Source organism: Streptomyces sp. NPDC026062, assembly GCF_055568375.1.
The window spans coordinates 123,342-139,994 of record NZ_JBVHOQ010000014.1 but is presented as its reverse complement, the minus strand read 5'-3'; the positions used below and the strand labels follow the sequence as shown (position 1 = coordinate 139,994).

10 protein-coding genes and 1 pseudogene are annotated in these 16,653 nt (G+C 72.4%); 5 read left to right on the top strand and 6 right to left on the bottom strand.

The window, feature by feature from the left end; translation table 11 throughout:
• Window positions 1-375, top strand: coding sequence for a DMT family transporter (locus tag ACZ4LX_RS15640; RefSeq protein ID WP_467644123.1), 375 nt, complete (start codon window positions 1-3; stop codon window positions 373-375).
• A 63-nt stretch (window positions 376-438) separates the two neighbouring features.
• On the opposite strand, the gene ACZ4LX_RS15635 is transcribed toward ACZ4LX_RS15640, so the two are convergent.
• The 5 genes from ACZ4LX_RS15635 to ACZ4LX_RS15615 all read right to left on the bottom strand — a co-directional run bounded on the left by ACZ4LX_RS15635 (window position 439) and on the right by ACZ4LX_RS15615 (window position 11,070).
• Window positions 439-2,652, bottom strand: coding sequence for a bifunctional glycosyltransferase/CDP-glycerol:glycerophosphate glycerophosphotransferase (locus tag ACZ4LX_RS15635; protein ID WP_467644122.1), 2,214 nt, complete (start codon window positions 2,650-2,652; stop codon window positions 439-441).
• Between the two features lie 291 nt (window positions 2,653-2,943).
• Window positions 2,944-3,867 (bottom strand): carbohydrate ABC transporter permease, encoded by a 924-nt coding sequence (locus ACZ4LX_RS15630; protein ID WP_467644120.1) that lies wholly within the window; start codon window positions 3,865-3,867, stop codon window positions 2,944-2,946.
• A complete protein-coding gene (locus ACZ4LX_RS15625; protein WP_467644221.1) occupies window positions 3,864-5,150 on the bottom strand; it encodes a carbohydrate ABC transporter permease in 1,287 nt (428 codons plus the stop codon). The genes ACZ4LX_RS15630 and ACZ4LX_RS15625 overlap by 4 nt, the downstream gene beginning before the upstream one ends.
• Window positions 5,151-5,421: 271 nt before the next feature.
• On the bottom strand, window positions 5,422-6,792 hold the full coding sequence (locus ACZ4LX_RS15620; RefSeq protein ID WP_467644118.1) for an ABC transporter substrate-binding protein: 1,371 nt from the start codon (window positions 6,790-6,792) through the stop codon (window positions 5,422-5,424).
• Between the two features lie 426 nt (window positions 6,793-7,218).
• Entirely contained in the window at window positions 7,219-11,070 is a 3,852-nt protein-coding gene (locus tag ACZ4LX_RS15615) for an FtsK/SpoIIIE domain-containing protein (protein WP_467644115.1), read from the bottom strand.
• Window positions 11,071-11,770: 700 nt separating this feature from the next.
• Here ACZ4LX_RS15615 and ACZ4LX_RS15610 point away from each other — a divergent pair.
• Both ACZ4LX_RS15610 and ACZ4LX_RS15605 read left to right on the top strand, forming a co-directional pair.
• Window positions 11,771-13,420, top strand: coding sequence for a serine/threonine-protein kinase (locus tag ACZ4LX_RS15610; RefSeq protein WP_467644113.1), 1,650 nt, complete (start codon window positions 11,771-11,773; stop codon window positions 13,418-13,420).
• A 282-nt stretch (window positions 13,421-13,702) separates the two neighbouring features.
• Window positions 13,703-14,953: a serine/threonine-protein kinase gene (locus ACZ4LX_RS15605; RefSeq protein WP_467644110.1), complete on the top strand. Its 1,251-nt coding sequence runs from the start codon at window positions 13,703-13,705 to the stop codon at window positions 14,951-14,953.
• Between the two features lie 151 nt (window positions 14,954-15,104).
• Here ACZ4LX_RS15605 and ACZ4LX_RS15600 read toward each other — a convergent pair whose 3' ends face one another.
• Window positions 15,105-15,545 carry an NUDIX hydrolase gene (locus ACZ4LX_RS15600; RefSeq protein WP_467644218.1) on the bottom strand — a complete coding sequence of 147 codons (441 nt, stop codon included), beginning with the start codon at window positions 15,543-15,545 and terminating at the stop codon, window positions 15,105-15,107.
• Window positions 15,546-15,970: 425 nt separating this feature from the next.
• On the opposite strand from ACZ4LX_RS15600, the pseudogene ACZ4LX_RS15595 reads away from it, so the two are divergent.
• Together ACZ4LX_RS15595 and ACZ4LX_RS15590 are read left to right on the top strand one after the other, a co-directional pair.
• Window positions 15,971-16,223, top strand: a pseudogene (locus tag ACZ4LX_RS15595) (hypothetical protein).
• Window positions 16,211-16,456, top strand: a complete 246-nt coding sequence (locus ACZ4LX_RS15590) for a DUF7848 domain-containing protein (RefSeq protein ID WP_030349497.1) — start codon at window positions 16,211-16,213, stop codon at window positions 16,454-16,456. Before ACZ4LX_RS15595 ends, ACZ4LX_RS15590 begins: the two are co-directional and overlap by 13 nt.
• Window positions 16,457-16,653: the final 197 nt, after the last annotated feature.

Sequence of the window (16,653 nt, the reverse complement as noted above, 5' to 3'; positions counted from 1 at the left end):
TTGACCGTTCCCAGTCTGATCCTGCTGCTGTTCGCCGTGTTCTCGTCGGCGGGTGGCCAGATCATGCTCAAACACGGGATGAAGGGCGCCGTCGCCACCGCCGGGCGGGACGGCGGATCGGTCGCGCTGCGCGCCGCCACCAGCCCGTGGGTCGTCCTCGGCCTGGTCGTCTTCGCGGTCTCTGCGCTCGCCTGGATGTCGACGCTGGCCAAGGTGCCGCTCTCCATCGCCTATCCGTTCAATGCCCTCGGCTATCTGCTGATCGTGGGAGCCGGTGCGACGGTGCTGCACGAGCGGACCTCGATGTGGACCTGGGGCGGTTCGCTGCTCGTGGTGGTCGGCCTCGCCACGGTCATGGCGGGCCAGCAACGCTGAGAACGGCCCGCGCATACCGAAGGGCCCGCCGCGGTGGCGGGCCCTTCGGCATGCGCGGCCGGGTCAGGCCGTCGTGGAAGGGGCGGGCGCTTCGGTGTGTCCGGCCGGGTCGGGGCTCGCGGAAGGGGCGGGATTCTCGCCCAGCAGCACCCGGCGCACCACGCGCTCGGCGGCGCGACCGTCGTCGTACGGGCAGAAGCGGGCACGGAAGGCCGCCAGCAGGGCCTGGCTCGCCGGACCGTCCCAGCTGCCGTCGGTGAAGACCCGCGCCAGCTCGTCCGTGGTCGTCGCCACGGCGCCCGGGGTCTCGCCGGGCCTGCCGGAGAGCAGGTCGAAGACGACGCCTCGGACCGTGCGGTACGTCTCCCAGTCCGGGGCGTGCACCACGATCGGCCGGTTCAGATGGGCGTAGTCGAACATCACCGACGAGTAGTCCGTGACCAGCGCGTCGGCTGCCAGGCAGAGGTCCTCGATCCGCGGGTGGTCGCTGACATCGATGACCGACGCGTTCCCGGGCAGCCCCGCGCCCCCGTAGAAGTAGTGCGCACGCACCATGACCACGGTGTCCGGGCCCACGGCGGCGCAGAACCGCTCCAGGTCCAGACGCATGGTGAAGGCGGCCTCGTAGTCGCGGTGGGTGGGGGCGTACAGCAGAACGCGCTGTCCGGGCCGGATCCCGAGCCCCTCGCGGACCGCCTCCACCTGCTCGGGGGTGGCCGACGCGAACACGTCGTTGCGCGGGTATCCCGTCTCCAGGCTCCGTGCGGCGCCCGGGTAGGCGCGGGCCCATACCTCGGTGGAGTGCGGATTGGCGGAGACGCTCCAGTCCCACCGGTCGACCCGCTTGAGCAGCCGGTCGAAGTTGAGGCCCTGGGCCGCCGCCGGGAAGTCCTGCTGGTCCAGGCCCATGATCTTCAGGGGGGTGCCGTGATGTGTCATCACATGGACCTGGCCGGGACGCTTGGCCACGTGGTCGGGGAAGTTGACGTTGTTGAAGAAGTACGTGGCGCGGGCCATGGCCGCCCAGTAGCGGCGGGTCCCGGGCACCACATGGTCGATGCCCTCGGGCAGCGAGTCCACCTGGTTCCTCGACACCACCCACACCCCGCGCACCCCCGGCGCGAGCTCCCGCGCCTTGCGGAAGACGGCCTCCGGATTGCAGCTCACGCCACGGTTCCAGTACGCGGCGTAGACGGCGAGTCCCCGGTCCAGCGGGAGCTTGCGCTGCCACCAGTAGTAGCGCTTGTTCAGACCGCGCCTGGCCCGGTCCCGCACCGCGTCCGGCGCGGCCCGCAGTCCTCGGCGCAGGGCCAGTACGGTGTCGAGGGCGCCGAGCACGGTGTACCGGCCGCCACCGATCAGCCGGGGCCGCAGCCCGCGCGCGCCGCCCGGGAACCGGTGCCCGGCAGGCCGGTACGCGCGGTGGAAGGCGGCCACGGAGCGTACGTACCGCCTGCGCCGGCGCGGGACCGCGGGGTAGCCGGACAGCAGCTCCTGGACGGCCCGTTCGAAGAGCAGCGGCTGCACGGGGAGCAGTCGGGGGCGCTCACGGACGAACTCCATCAGCCCGGCGTACGCGTCGACGAGCCCGGCCGGTGCCGAACCCGGCACCGCCTCGTCGTCGAGGGCCGGCAGATAGCGCTGCTGACGGTGCTCGACGCAGGCGGTGGACAGAACGGCGACGGACTCTGCCGCGGCGAGCGTCTGAAGGGCGTACATCCGCTCCCCGTGCTGTCCGGGACCGAAGGTCAGCTTCTCGCCCTCGTGCAGGGTGCGGCGCACGGCCCTGTTCCAGGACACCGGGGCGATGTCGAGGAGCGCGTACTGTCCCGGCGCGGCCAGCGGGCCGTCGGAGAGCCCGCCCAGCAGCTCCAGCGACCTGCTGGGCCGGGGGCGCCCGCGGAACGGCCGCTTGTGGTGGCCGAACAGCAGCAGATCGGGTTCGTCCGCGTCCCCGATCCGGTCGGCGACGGCCCGCAGCGCGTCCGGCAGGAGGACGTAGTGGGCCTCCAGGAACATCAGATAGTCGCCGACGGCCCGCTCGGCCCCGGCGTTGCGGCACCCGTCCGGACCCGCACCGGCCGGGAGGTGGATGGCCTGCACCCGCTCGTCCCGGGCGGCGAACTCGTCGAGCAGCAGCCCCGAACCGTCAGGTGCCCCGTCGTCGACGCCGATCACCTCGATGTCCGTGAACGGCTGGGAGAGCACCGACTCCAGGCATTCTCGCAGGCTTCCCCGGGCGCGGCGGACAGGGATGATGACACTCAGGCGCGGCATACGGACTCTTTCTCGGACACGGGCGTGCGGAGCAGCACGGACCGGGGCGCAGCGCGTGGAGGCGCGCCCGATGGCGGGGGCGGGTACTCCGTAAACGCCCGATGGAGTGACGGGGTTACGCCGGTTCCCCTCAGCCGTACGGAACGCCGGAGGGGCAGTCCTGCCGGGTAGGCGGGACTGCCCCTGATGGACGTACGGCTGTGCGAGGCGACCGGCCGGCTGCGTCAGGCCGACCGCGTCCGCCTGACCGTGTCCGCCGTCGTGCCGGTGCGGACGTGGCGGGTGGTGCGGTTACTTGACCGCGCCCGCCATCACGCCGGAGACGAACTGGCGCTGGAAGGCGAAGAACACCGCGAGCGGAATCACCATCGACATGAAGGCGCCGGGCGCCAGCACGTCGATGTTGTTGCCGAACTGCCGTACCTGCTGCTGGAGCGCCACTGTGATCGGCGGGGAGTCGGACCCCGCGAAGATCAGCGCGACCAGCATGTCGTTCCACACCCAGAGGAACTGGAAGATCCCGAGCGAGGCGATCGCCGGTCCGCCCAGCGGCATCACCACCCGGGTGAAGAGCCGGATCTCGCCCGCCCCGTCGAGCCGCGCCGCCTCCAGGAGCTCCCGTGGGATCTCGGCGAAGAAGTTGCGCAGCAGGAAGATCGCGAACGGCAGGCCGAAGGCCGTATGGAAGATGATCACGCCGAAGGTCGTCTCGAAGATCCCGACGGCCCCGAAGAGCTTGGAGACCGGGATCAGGGCGACCTGCACCGGCACCACGAGCAGCCCCACGACCACCAGGAACCACCAGTCGCGGCCCGGGAACTCCATCCAGGCGAAGGCGTATCCGGCGAGCGAGCCGATCACCACGACCAGGACCGTCGACGGCACGGTGATCAGGACCGTGCTGAGCAGCGAATCGGTGAACGTCGGGTTGTCCAGCAGCCGTGAGTAGTTGTCGAAGGTCAGCTCGGAGGGGACGGTGAAGATCTTCCACCAGCCGGTCGCCGCGATCCTGTCCGCGCCGCGCAGCGAGGACAGGAACAGTCCGACGGTCGGCATCAGCCAGAACAGAGCCACCAGGACCAGGACGACCCGCATCACACCGCCGCCCGCCCGGGCCGCGATCCGTGCGCCGAGGGGCCGCACCGCCTTCACCGCGCCGGCGGCCGGGGCATCGCCCGGTCCGGCGGGGGCGGCCGTGGTCGAGGGTGTCGTCATCGGCGCCCCTCCTTCCGTATCCGCCTGATGTTGAAGAGCATCACCGGCACCACCAGCAACAGCAGGAGCACGGCGATGGCGCTGCCGATCCCCAGATCCGCGTCCGTGCCGAACGAGGACCGGTAGAGCTGGAGCGCCAGCACGTTCGCGTCGTCCTGGGAGGAGCCGGGCGCGATGATGAAGACCAGGTCGAAGACCTTCAGGACGTTGATCATCAGGGTCACCAGCACCACCGCGAGGACCGGGGCCAGCATCGGCACCGTGATCCGGCGGAAGACCTGCCACTCGTTGGCCCCGTCCACCCGGGCCGCTTCCAGGAGTTCACGCGGCAGGCCCGCCAGGCCGGCCGCGATCAGCACCATGGCGAAGCCCGCCCACATCCAGACGTAACTCCCGATGACGGCGGGTGTCACGAACGACGGACCGAGCCACTCCACCCCGTTGTAGGGCTCCTTGAAGTTGGAGGCCGGGAGCCGGAGTTCGGCGCCGTCCGCCGAGGCGGGCAGGGTGAACACCCCGTCGGCGCCCGCCGTGGCGGAGGCGACCACCTTGCCGTCCTTGACGGCCTCGACCTTGATGCCCTTGAGCCCGAGCTCCTTGGCGTCGATGACGTTGGGCCTGCCCCCGCCGCCCTTGGTGAAGTCGAGCCAGGCGGTGCCGGTGATCCTCCCGTCCCCGCTTGTCCGCGGGGCGCGGGCCGGCTTCGCGTCGGCGGGCATCTTCGCGGGCAGCACACCGACCAGGGGCAGCTGGACCGGCTCTCCGGCCCGTACCGGCACCTTCGTCACGAAGGAACCGCCGCCCGCGGCCTTCAGCGGATGAACGGGCAGCGGATGCGCCTTGGGGAAGCCCGCCGATTCGGCGAACGTGTCGTGCACGCCCACCCATACGGCGTTGGCGACTCCGCGCTCGGGCGCCTGGTCGTACACCAGCCGGAAGATGATGCCGGCGGCGAGCATCGAGATCGCCATCGGCATGAAGACGATCAGTTTGAACGCCGTGCCCCAGCGGATCCGTTCCGTCAGCACCGCGAAGATCAGCCCGAGCACGGTGGCGACCGTCGGTGCGAAGACCACCCAGATCGCGTTGTTCTTGACCGCCGTACGGATGGTGTCGTCCGTGAACAGCGCCTTGTAGTTGTCGAAACCGGCGAATCCGGTGCCCGCCTGGTCGAGGAACGACCGGTAGACGGAGTACACGATCGGATACACCACGAGCGCGCCGAGCAGCACCAGCGTGGGCAGCAGGAAGAGCGCCGCGATGACCCGGCGGGTGCCGGTCACGCTCCTGCGGCCGGGCACTCTGCGGCCGGGCGACTTCCCGGGCGTCGGCTCCCCGGGCTCCGTGGGCGCGGGCGCCTCCGGCTCCCCGGGCGCGGGCGTCCTGGGGGCGGGTACGGAGGATGCCGTGGCGGGTGGTTGTCCGTCGGCGGGTACGGAGGACGTCTCGCCGGGTGGTTGCTTGCCGGCCGGCACCGAAGATGCCTCGCCGGATGGTCGCTTGTCGGCGGGGAGCGCCTCGTCGGCGCCCCCCGCTGCGGCTGTCGTCATCGCGTCAGCTCTTGTACGCCTTGGCCGCGTCGGACTCCAGTTTCGCCTGGGTCCCCGCGATGTCCTTCGGGTTCTTCAGGAAGTCCTGGAGCGTCTTCCACTCGCCCTTTCCGGGCGTACCGCCGAACGACTGCGGAGCCTGGTCGGACATGTCGAACCGGACGGCGTCACCGGCCCCGATCAGTGCCTCGGCCATCGTGCGCTGCACCTCGTTGGGGTACGCGGCGGCGTCCAGGGACTTGTTCGGCGAGATGAACCCGCCCTGCTCGGCCCAGATCTTCGCGGCGTCGGTGGAGGCCAGCCAGGTCAGCAGGGCCTGGGCACCCTTCCCGTCCTTGAGGGCCACCGCCGCGTCGCCACCGGTCACCACGGGCGACTCGGCGCCGACCGCGGGGAAGGGGAAGACCTTGGCGTCCGTACCGATCTTGGCCTTGGTCTGCGCGATGTTGACGCCGACGAAGTCGCCCTCGAAGACCATGGCGCCCTTGGGCTGGTCACCGCCGGTGAAGGTCTGGGTGACCGAGGTGGGGAACTCCGTCTGCAGCGCGCCGTCGGCGCCGCCGGCGATCAGGGAGGGCTTGCCGAAGAGCTGCGCCAGCGTGGTCAGCGCGTCCTTGACGGACGGGTCCGTCCACTTGATCTTGTGCTGGGCCAGCTGGTCGTACTTCTCCGGTCCCGCCTGGGAGAGGTAGATGTTCTCGAACCAGTCGGTGAGCGTCCAGCCGTCCGCGCCGGCGACCGAGACCGGGGTGACGCCGGAGGCGGACACCGTCTCCGCGGTCGCGAGGAAGTCCTTCCAGGTCTTCGCCTCGGAGGCGCCCGCGTTCTCGAAGGCCTTGGCGTTGTACCAGATCAGGGACTTGTTGGCGGCCTTGAAGTACACGCCGTACTGGGTGCCGTCCACCTGCCCGAGGTCCTGCCAGACCTGGGAGTAGTTCTGCCCGAGCTGGGCCTTGGCCTCGTTGCCGACCGGCTTGGCCCACTTCTTCTCGACGGCCTGCTTGATGGCGCCGACCTGCGGAATCATCGCGACGTCCGGCGGCTGGCCGCCCGCGATCTTCGTGCCGAGGAAGTTCACGATCGGGTCCTGCGCCGGGACGAACGTCACCGTCGCGCCGGTGCGCTTCTCGAACTCCTTGAGCACCTTGACGAAGTTGGCCTGCTCGGGTCCGGTCCAGACCGCGGCGACCGAGATCTTCTCGCCGTCCAGTTTCGGTAAAACGACGCTCGGCTCGGTCCCGGTTCCCTTGGACGAGCCTCCCTTGTCCTTCGTGTCCTTTCCGCCGTCACCGTCGTCGCCGCAGCCGGTGAGGGCCAGCGCGCCGATGGCGGTGAACACCAAGGCGGCCCTTCGAATCCGAACTGTTGTGCGCATCCCTGCCCCGTCTCTTCTGTGCGCGTGCACGGACCGGCACCGGCCGGATTTCCGATGGTGCCGGTCATTCATCACATCGTCCTGTGCGCACAGTCCTACGCCGGGGATCCGGGCGCCGCAATACCGCCAGAGGGCCCAACTCCGCGATCGTGATGGGCTCGTGACGTGAGGTCAGCGCAGGTATGAGGCTATTGGGGACAGTGGGCCCACGGTGGGTCCGGCAGGTGGGCCCGCCGCATGGGCCCGCCCGGTGGGGCCCACCGCCGCTCGCGGGTGTGCGGGCTCGTGGGTGCGTGGGTGCTTGGGTGCGTGGGTGCACGGGGGCAGCGGTGGCGGTGGCCGGTTGTTCAGGAGCGTGTGGGTGGGCGAGGTGGTGCGGCCGGTTGTTCGGGGTGCGCGGGCGTGGGGAGGGGGTGCGGCCGACCGTCAAGAGTGCGCGGGCGGCAGCGGGGGCAGCGGCTCGGCGTTCACCGAACGGGCTGCCCGCTCCAGCGCACTGGCCAGAAGCGCCAGGTCCGTCGGCCCGTTGCCCAGCTCGCGGACCGGTCGACGGGTCGGCGGATCGCCCATCCGTTCCCACTCCAGCGGTACGACCGTGGGCCGCAACGTCGCCGTACGCGGGATACGACCGGTCACCCGGCCGCCCTGGAACGGCGTCACCCGTCCGTCGGGATGGCCCAGCCGCCCACGGCCCGGCGCCGGTTCGTCCGGTGACGGCGGCACCACGGGCGGATCGAGCACGACGCGCAGCCGCGCCCCGTGGGCCAGTTCGGTGTCCTCCGTGCGGTCCGGGCGGGCGGACGTGGCGACCAGATGGATGCCGAGCCGGCCGCCGTCCCTGGCCACCGCCTCCAGCGCTCGTACGACCGAACCCGCGGCCGGCCGACCCGGACTGCCCAGTGCCGGGGCTATCAGCGCGTCGAAGTCGTCGACGAGCACGACGAGCCTGGGCAGCGGTGAAGGCCCCGGGTCCGTCGTCGGCGCCGAAGTGGTCCGCAGCCTAAGTGTGCCGCTCATCGCGGACTCGACATCACCGCGTTGCTCGGCCGGGCCGGAGGGCCGCTGCCCGCCCGGCCGCTGCGCCACCCCGTGCCGGCTGTGCCACTCGACGAAGCCGAGGCCGCCCAGCAGCTCTGCCCGTCGTTTCACCTCACTGCCGAGCGCCTGGGCGAACTCCCGCATCCGTACCGGATCGGATGCCACCAAGTGTGTGAAGGCGTGCGGAAGTTCGGTGCAGGGGCGCAGGCTCTCGCCGCGCTCGCCGCCCGCCCCGTCGACCAGCAGGATGCCGAGCCGGTCGGGCCGGTCGGCGGCGGCCAGCGAAGCCGCGACCGCCCTCAGCAGCTCGGTACGCCCACTGCCGCCCGGCCCCTCGATGAGCAGGTGCGGTCCCTCCTCGGAGAGGTCCACACTCACCGGCCCCCGGGGCCCGGCCCCGAGCACCAGGACGGGCCGCCCGGCAGCCCCGGAAGCCCGTGCGGCCCCGGCTGGGACACCCACGGACTCGGCGGCCGGCCGGGGATCGGGCGCGGGGGTCCGCCCGGACTCGGCGCCGCGCGCGGCGACCTGGGGCGCGTCGCCCTGGCGCGGCCCGCTGACCCGGTTCGAGGAGCGTCCGGATCCGGCGGTACGCAGACTGTCGGCGCCCGTCACGTCTCCGGCCCCGCCCCAGGAACGGGTGTCGGAGCCAGGCAGGGTGCGGGAACTCGGGGTATCCCCGAGCCCCCCGTCGCCACGCCGCCCACCGACGCGGGGATAAGGGGTGCGCCCTGATCCGGGGCTGTCGGAGGTGCCGGGATACGGCGTGCGGCCCGAGCGCGAGCCGGTGTTGTCGGGGTATTCGGGGTATGGGGTGCGGCCCGAGCGGGTGCCGGTGTTGTCGGGATACGGGGTGCGGCCGGAGCTGCGGTCGTCCGTCGTGCCCGGGTACGGCGTGCGGCCCGAGCCCGTGCTGTCGTACGCGCCACCGCGGGCCGGTGTGTGGCGCGGCACACCCGCGTGGGTGTCGTTGCCGCGGGGGTACGGGGTGCGGGCGGAGCCGGTGTTGCTGGGATACGGGGTGCGGCCCGAGCCCGAGCCGGTGTTGTCGGGATACGGCGTGCGGCTCGAACTCCGGGTGCGGCTGCTGTCGTCCGTGTCGCGCGGTGCGCCGGCGTGCGGTGGGTCGGCGGGGGTGCGCTGGGCTCCCACGCGGGGAGCCGGGGTGCCCGGGGCGGTGGTGCGGGCCGATCCACGGGTGTCGTCGGCCGCCGCTCCCGCACCGCCCGTCCAGCTCCCCGCGCCCCGGACCGTCGCGCCCGGCTGCTCGTCCGCCGCCGACGCCCAGCGGGCCATCAGCGAGGCCGGGGTGGCGCGGGCCAGGCCCAGCTCGTCCAGGAGGCGGGCGGACGGCGGGAGCGCCACCGCCGCGCGGTGGCCCGGCAGGGCGGTCGAACCCTCGGCGCGCAGCGGGGCCAGCGCCCGCGCGAATCTCTCCGCCCAGTGCGCCGACACCGCGTCCACCGTGGCCACCGTGCCGTGACCGGCGGCCCGGCCGCCCGCGGTGCGCAGGACCCGTATGGCCGTCGCCACATCACCGCTGAGCATGGCAACGGCCCCGCATTCACGGAAGGCGATCGAGGCATGGCAGGCCGTCTCGTACGTCGCGGCGACCGGCGAGGTGGGAGTGGCGGCCGGGGTCTCCGCCAGACAGATCAGATGGATGCCCGCCGCCGCACCGGCAGCGGCCAGCCGGGCGGTGTTCTCGCGCAGCACCGCGGAACCGGGGTCGCCGTCGACGACCACCACGGTGAAGGGGCCCTCGTAGTGCCGGGCGGCCTCGGCGACCGTACCGGGATCGACGCTTGCCCAGCCGGGTCCGAGCGGGCCCTCGTCCAGACGGCGCACCAGCTCCGTCGTCCGGGCGACCGCCTGCTCGCGGTCGTACGCCAGCAGCAGCCGGCAGTCCTGGCCGTGCATCGGCCGCAGATGCGGCAGCCAGCCGAGCCAGGCCCATGCGCGTCGCCGCTCGTCCGCGCCGCGTGCCCGGTCCGTGCTGATCAGCACGATCTCCAGATCGGCGGGGGAGTGCAGCGCGGCCAGCTGGGCCACGGCGGAGCGGGCGAGCCCCGCCAGCCGTTCCCGCGGCCCGGCGAGACCCAGCGAACCGGCCTCCCGCAGCCCCACCGTCACCGGCACGGCGGGCAGATCGGCCCGCTCGGTGGTGCCCAGCCGGACCACCAGCGCCTCCGGGTGCGCGGTGTCGCGCTCCCACAGCCGGGGTCCCGGGCCGAGCGCGGTCAGCAGGACGGAGGCCGGATCCGGCCAGGTGCCCTCGGGGGCGCTGGGCAGTGCCGTGAATGTCACGGGGGGAGCCGGCGGGCCGGCCTCGTCGGGCACGCTCTCGTGGACCGGATCGCCCTTGCCGCCCGCGAGCCGGCGGGCCCAGGCGCCCAGGCCGCCGCGACGGGGCGCCCCGTCGTCCGGCACCCGGCCGGTCCGTGCGGAGCCCGAGCGCGGCCGCGCCGGGGACCGCCCGTCGGGGCCGGCCGAGCGCTCGTGCTCATGGGCGGCGTCCGGGCCGTCGTGTTCCTCCGGCCCGTCGTGCGCCGGTCCGTAGCCGTGGTCCGGGGGTGTGGGGGTCGCGGCCGGGGTCGCGGCAACGCGTAGGTGGCCCTCGCCGTCCGGCGCCGTCTCCAGCGTCGGTGTCCGCGCGCCGGAGGTGAGCCGGAGCGTCGATTCGCCGAGCCGGAGCAGCGCGCCTGGGTTCAGCCGGACCGGGCGGTCACGGACGTGCGTGCCGTCCAGCGAGGTGCCGTTGGTGGAACCGAGGTCGGCGACGGAGACCCGGCCGTCCGCGGCGACGGTCACCGCGCAGTGCAGCCGGGACACATCGGGGTCGTCGAGCGGGACGTCGGCGTCGGCCGAGCGGCCGATCCGGATCTGCCCGCCGTGCAGCAGGTGGACGCCGCCCGCGTCGGGCCCCGCGATCACGTGCAACTGGGCCGGGACGGAGTCGTCCGGCGTCTCGTCCTCGCCCGGGATCTGGAGCGAGAGCACCGCCCCGTCGACCAGGGGCGGCTCACCGAGCGCGCACCGCTGCGCGTCGAGCCGTTCGCGCCCGGCGTACAGCACCACCGCGCCGCTGCCGAGGGACCCGTCGGGCCCGGAGACGGCGGCAGCGAGATGGGACGCCACCGCGGCCAGCGCCGTTCCTGCGGGGGCGGTGACCAGCACATCGCAGGCGCGCGCCGGGGTCTGGCCGCTGCGCGGCGCGAGGACGGTCAGCCGGATCTGCATCGCCGTCAGCGGTCCCTTCTGCGCGCGGTGCCGGCAGGGGAGACGCCTTGTGATTCCCCCCACCCGGCACGGACGCGTCGTCCGGTACAGGTTCGTCACGTACCGCAGGGCTCCTGACCCCACAGTTCTGTGCTGGAGGCATCCTCGCATCTGCCACCGACAACACGCCCGGGGGTCACCGCTAAGTGATCTTGAAACGTCTGCTGTGCGCCCAAAAGTGCCTGCTTGGCCGGTTCCCCGGGGTGCTCGCAAGAGGTCCGGGCCGCACTCGGAGTGATCCCGGCCCGGGCCCGCAGCCGCACTCGGAGTGACCCCGTCCCCCGGCCCGGGGCCGTGCCCGGTGCACGGCCGGTTTCGGTCCGGAATCGTTCGCGGAGCGCGGCCGGTTTCGGTCCGGAATCGTTCGCGGAGCGCGGCCGGTTTCGGTCCGGAATCGTTCGCGGGGTGATCCCGGCGCGCTGCGGAACCGTTCGCTCGGACTTCGTCGTGGCAACCATCGGCCCGGGGTGAGCGTCTTCCTCCGCAGCCGGTGCGCCGGGAGGCGGGCAGACCTCACTCCTTCGGGGAATTACAGCGAATGTCGACAAAAAGGTAACCTGCCCGACCCGGCCGCCCACTCCGGCCACCCCACTAGAGTGGGCCGGAACTCGGGACGGATCCGGGGGACCGCAAGCACCACGATCAGCAGGGAGCGCATGACGTGCGGCCGGTAGGCAGCAAGTACCTGCTCGAGGAGCCGCTGGGACGCGGCGCCACGGGCACCGTCTGGCGTGCCCGCCAGCGAGAGACCGCGGGCGCCGAGGCGGCCGTCGCCGGGCAGCCCGGCGAGACCGTGGCGATCAAGGTCCTCAAGGAGGAGCTCGCCAACGACGCGGACGTCGTGATGCGGTTCCTGCGCGAGCGCTCCGTCCTGCTGCGGCTGAGGCACGACAACATCGTGCGCACCCGCGACCTGGTGGTGGAGGGCGATCTCCTCGCCCTCGTCATGGACCTGGTCGACGGCCCCGACCTGCACCGCTACCTCCGCGACAACGGCCCGCTCACTCCGGTCGCCGCCTCGCTGCTCACCGCGCAGATCGCGGACGCGCTCGCCGCCAGCCATGCCGACGGCGTCGTCCACCGCGACCTGAAGCCCGCCAACGTGCTGCTCGACGAGCGCGACGGCCAGATGCATCCGATGCTCACCGACTTCGGTATCGCCCGCCTCGCGGACTCCCCGGGCCTGACCCGGACCCACGAGTTCGTCGGGACGCCGGCCTATGTGGCGCCCGAGTCGGCCGAGGGCCGCCCGCAGACCTCCGCCGTCGACATCTACGGCGCCGGCATCCTGCTGTACGAGCTGGTGACCGGCCGGCCGCCGTTCGCCGGAGGTACTGCCCTCGAAGTCCTGCACCGGCACCTCAGCGAGGAGCCCCGCCGCCCCAGCACCGTTCCCGCCCCGCTGTGGACGGTGATCGAGCGCTGCCTGAGCAAGGACCCGGACCGTCGGCCGAGCGCCGAGAACCTCGCCCGTGCGCTGCGTACGGTCGCCGCCGGTATCGGCGTGCACGCGACCTCCGCGCAGATCGCGGCAGCAGACGGGGTGGGCGCCCTGCTCGCGCCCGACCCGGCGCCCACCGCGGTCCCGGAGACGCCGGGAGCTGCCGACCCCACGCAGGTGCTGCCGAGCAACGCGGGCTCGTACGACCCCAACGCGGCCACCAGCGTCATGCAGCACAACGCGGGCCCCGGCGGAGGTCACGCCGACCCGACCGCGGTCATGCCGCCCGTCCCGCCGCGCCCCGAGGGGACCCCGCAGCCCGACGGGCCGCACCCGTGGCAGTCCCAGCTCCAGGCCGCCCGCGACCGCAACGAGCAGACGCAGGTCCAGTACCTCGACCCGAGCCAGGACCCGCTGCGCCGCCGCCCCCAGCGCCAGCAGCCGCAGCAACAGCAGCGCCACCAGCAGCAGTACCCCCCGCAACAGCAGCAACCGCAGTACCGGCAGCAGCCGCAACAGCGGCAGTACCAGCCCCAGCCCCAGCAGCAGTACCAGCCGCAGCAACAGCGCCAGCAGTACGCGCCGCCGCAGCAGCCCCAACAGCCCCAGCAGCCGGCCCAGCGCGCGCCCCGCGAGCCGAGGCAGCGCAGCGCGAACCCGATGAAGATCCCCGGCCTCGGCTGCCTGAAGGGCTGCCTGTTCACGCTGGTGCTGCTCGTCGTCGCGAGCTGGCTGATCTGGGAACTCACCCCGCTGAAGGACTGGATCGGCCAGGGGCAGAGCTACTGGCAGGCGATCACCGACGCCGTCGACACCGTCACCGGCTGGATCTCCAAGCTCGGCGGCGACAGCGGTGACAGCGGAACCTGACAGAACGGCTGACCGGCCAACGTACTGAACGAACGAACCGAACGAACCGAACCGGAGAGCCGGACACGTGGGCACCCGGGGCCCGGATACCTGGGCCCGGACACTCGGGTGTCGACCGGACTCTGTAGCTATATCGACTTCCGCGGGCCAATTCCGAGGCAATTCGCCCGCAGAAGTGAAGGTTGGCGCCATCCAGGGCACGCAACCCCCCGATCGCCGCGTAACTTTGTCGATCGGGGGTTGTTGTGCGACGGTCCATCGCCAGCCGCTGAGGGAGCAGTCTTGGCACGGAATATCGGCAGCCGGTACACCGCCCACCAGATTCTGGGGCGCGGCAGCGCGGGCACAGTGTGGCTCGGCGACGGCCCCGACGGGCCCGTCGCCATCAAGCTTCTCCGCGAGGACCTGGCGTCCGACCAGGAGTTGGTGGGCCGCTTCGTCCAGGAACGCGCCGCGTTGCTCAAGCTCGACCATCCGCACGTCGTCGCCGTCCGCGATCTCGTGGTGGACGGCAACGACCTGGCCCTGGTCATGGACCTGGTCCGCGGCACGGATCTGCGTACCCGGCTCGACCGCGAACGCAGACTGGCCCCCGAGGCCGCCGTAGCGATAGTCGCCGACGTCGCCGACGGCCTCGCGGCGGCACACGCCGCCGGTGTGGTCCACCGCGACGTCAAGCCGGAGAACATCCTGCTCGACATGGAGGGCCCGCTCGGCCCCGGCAACTCCCACCCCGCGCTGCTCACCGACTTCGGTGTGGCCAAGCTGATCGACACCCCGCGCCGCACCAAGGCCACCAAGATCATCGGGACGCCGGACTACCTGGCCCCCGAGATCGTGGAAGGCCTCCCGCCGCGCGCCGCCGTCGACATCTACGCCCTGGCGACCGTTCTGTACGAACTCCTCGCCGGCTTCACGCCGTTCGGCGGCGGCCACCCCGGCGCCGTCCTGCGCCGCCACGTCACCGAGACCGTCGTCCCGCTGCCCGGTATCCCCGACGAGCTCTGGCAACTGCTGGTCCAGTGCCTCGCCAAGGCCCCGGCCTCCCGGCTGCGCGCCTCCGAACTGGCGGCACGCCTCCGCGAGCAACTCCCGCACCTGGCGGGCATACCGCCGCTGGACGTGGACGAACCGGACGACGAATCAGAGTCCGAGCCGCCCGGCCGGACCTACGACGAGCAGCAGTACACCCCCGCAGCCGAGGAGCCCCGCCGCCGAGGCGCGGTCCCGCTGGTCCCCGGCTCGTCCCCCGACTCCAACCGGGACACCCACACGAGCATGCGCGTCCCGGCCCCCGACGAACTCTCCGGCGGCCCCCGCGGCACAGCCCGCGCTCCCCGCGCCCCGGGCAAACCCCGCCCCGGCTCGGCCCGCAACAAGTCGGCCGCCATCCGCAAACGCCGCCTCACCCTGGGCGCGGCGGCCCTGGTCCTGGTCGCGGCGGTCGGCGTGGGCGGCTATGTGGCCCTGAGCGGCGACGACGCGGGAGCGACCCCGCAGGACACGAAGAACTCGGCGCCGGCGGGGCGGTAAGGACCTGTCGTCCTCGGTGACGATGGTGCCGGCGACATCGCGGAGCCTGGTTTCCCAGTCCCGGGGTCGGTGACGACGGGCAGCTCGGCGCCGAGTTCCACGTCCTCGACGGCTCGGTCCGGTTGTCGTCAGCATGATGCCGTCAGGCGGTTCAGCCCAGGTACGGCTTCTCGCGCTGCTTCAGGAAGTGCTGGAGCCTGAGTCGTTGGGTGTGGTGCATCGGCAACTGATTGATCTCTTCGGGCGGTACGAACCGGAGTTCGGTGGATTCGTCGGAGATCTCCAGTTGGCCGCCGGTGATGCGGGCGGTGAAGCAGACGTTGAACTGGCGGCGGACCTCGCCGTCGGTGTAGGCGATGACGTGTTTCGGGTCGGTGTAGGTGCCGACCAGGCCGGTGATCTCGACGTCGAGGCCGGTCTCTTCCTTGACTTCGCGGACGGCTGTGCCTGGCAGGGTGTGTCGATCCGTTCCCGGGCCTGGGCCATCAGGTCGGTGAACGTCGAGACGGGGAGGTCGGCCCGCTGCTGGTAGAGCGCGACCAGTTCGGGGCTGATGGCGCGGGCGGGGCGGGCCTGGCGGAGCGCCGGCCAGAGTGCGTGCACGTCTTCTCCCACGGCCTTGGCCGCCTGGAGGGCGGTGGCACGACGTGGGATACGCCCGAGGTTCACCCAGCGCTCGACCGACTTGGGGTCGACCTCGACGTGCTGAGCGAGGGCGACGTACGTCCAGCCTCCCGCCGCCATGACGGCTCGTAGTCTCTCGTTCGGCACGAGTCTCTCCCTTCGTCCCAGGACGGCACCAGGGACGTTCTACACGGTGCGGGACGTCCCGTAATGGGGTTTGGTGGAGGTTCCTTTGTCCCGGTGACCGGCGTGAGGATCGGTGCCGACCCTGCGGCACCAACAGGCCCAGGAACACGCATCAACGCCGTCGAGGAGCGTCACCGCGCGAATGAGCGCCACCCCATGTGTTCCCGCCCTGCGACTGGACTCCCGGTCGCGCGCCGCCTCGCCGGGGTGGTCACGATGACGGCCCCCACCCCCTGATACCGACGGGCACACCGTCTCGCCCGATGTCGGCGCCCTGGTGGTCGACCGACGGAACGGCAAGGTGGGCGTGGTGATGGGGCATGTGGGGCCGTACGTGCAGCTTCGGCCACCGCGCGGTGGCCGGGAGTGGGACGTGCCGCCCGAGGACGTACGTACGCCGACCTCAGCCGAGGAGCTGAACGCCAAGGTGGCCGTGGCGAACCGGAGGTGGGGACGGTGACCCCTCGCTCGGTCCTGCGCTACGAGACCTGGACTCTCCAGCCCGACCGCGAGCCGGATGCGGAGCCGGTCCAGTACGCGATGCAGTGCGCGGTGGACGGAGAGACCTCGCCGACGAGCGAGGACTTCGCCGAACCGCAGAACTGGGTGCTGCGGCACTGCGGCCAGAACCCGTCCCACCACACTTACCGGGAGATCATCACCCGGCCCTGGCGGGCCTGGCGGCAGATGTGACCAGCCCCGCTCGCCCAGGCGCCGCACCGCGCTGACCCACCCGACTCCCGTCCCTGCCGCGCGCAGCCGATCGAGGCTCCCCGCACTCGTCAGCCCCGGCAGCGACGGGCCCTCACGTGCGTACCGTGCCCATCGCTGTGGGGGTTCTGGCCTCTGCCACAGAAAGTCAGCCACGACGGCGGGCGCGCCGACCGACC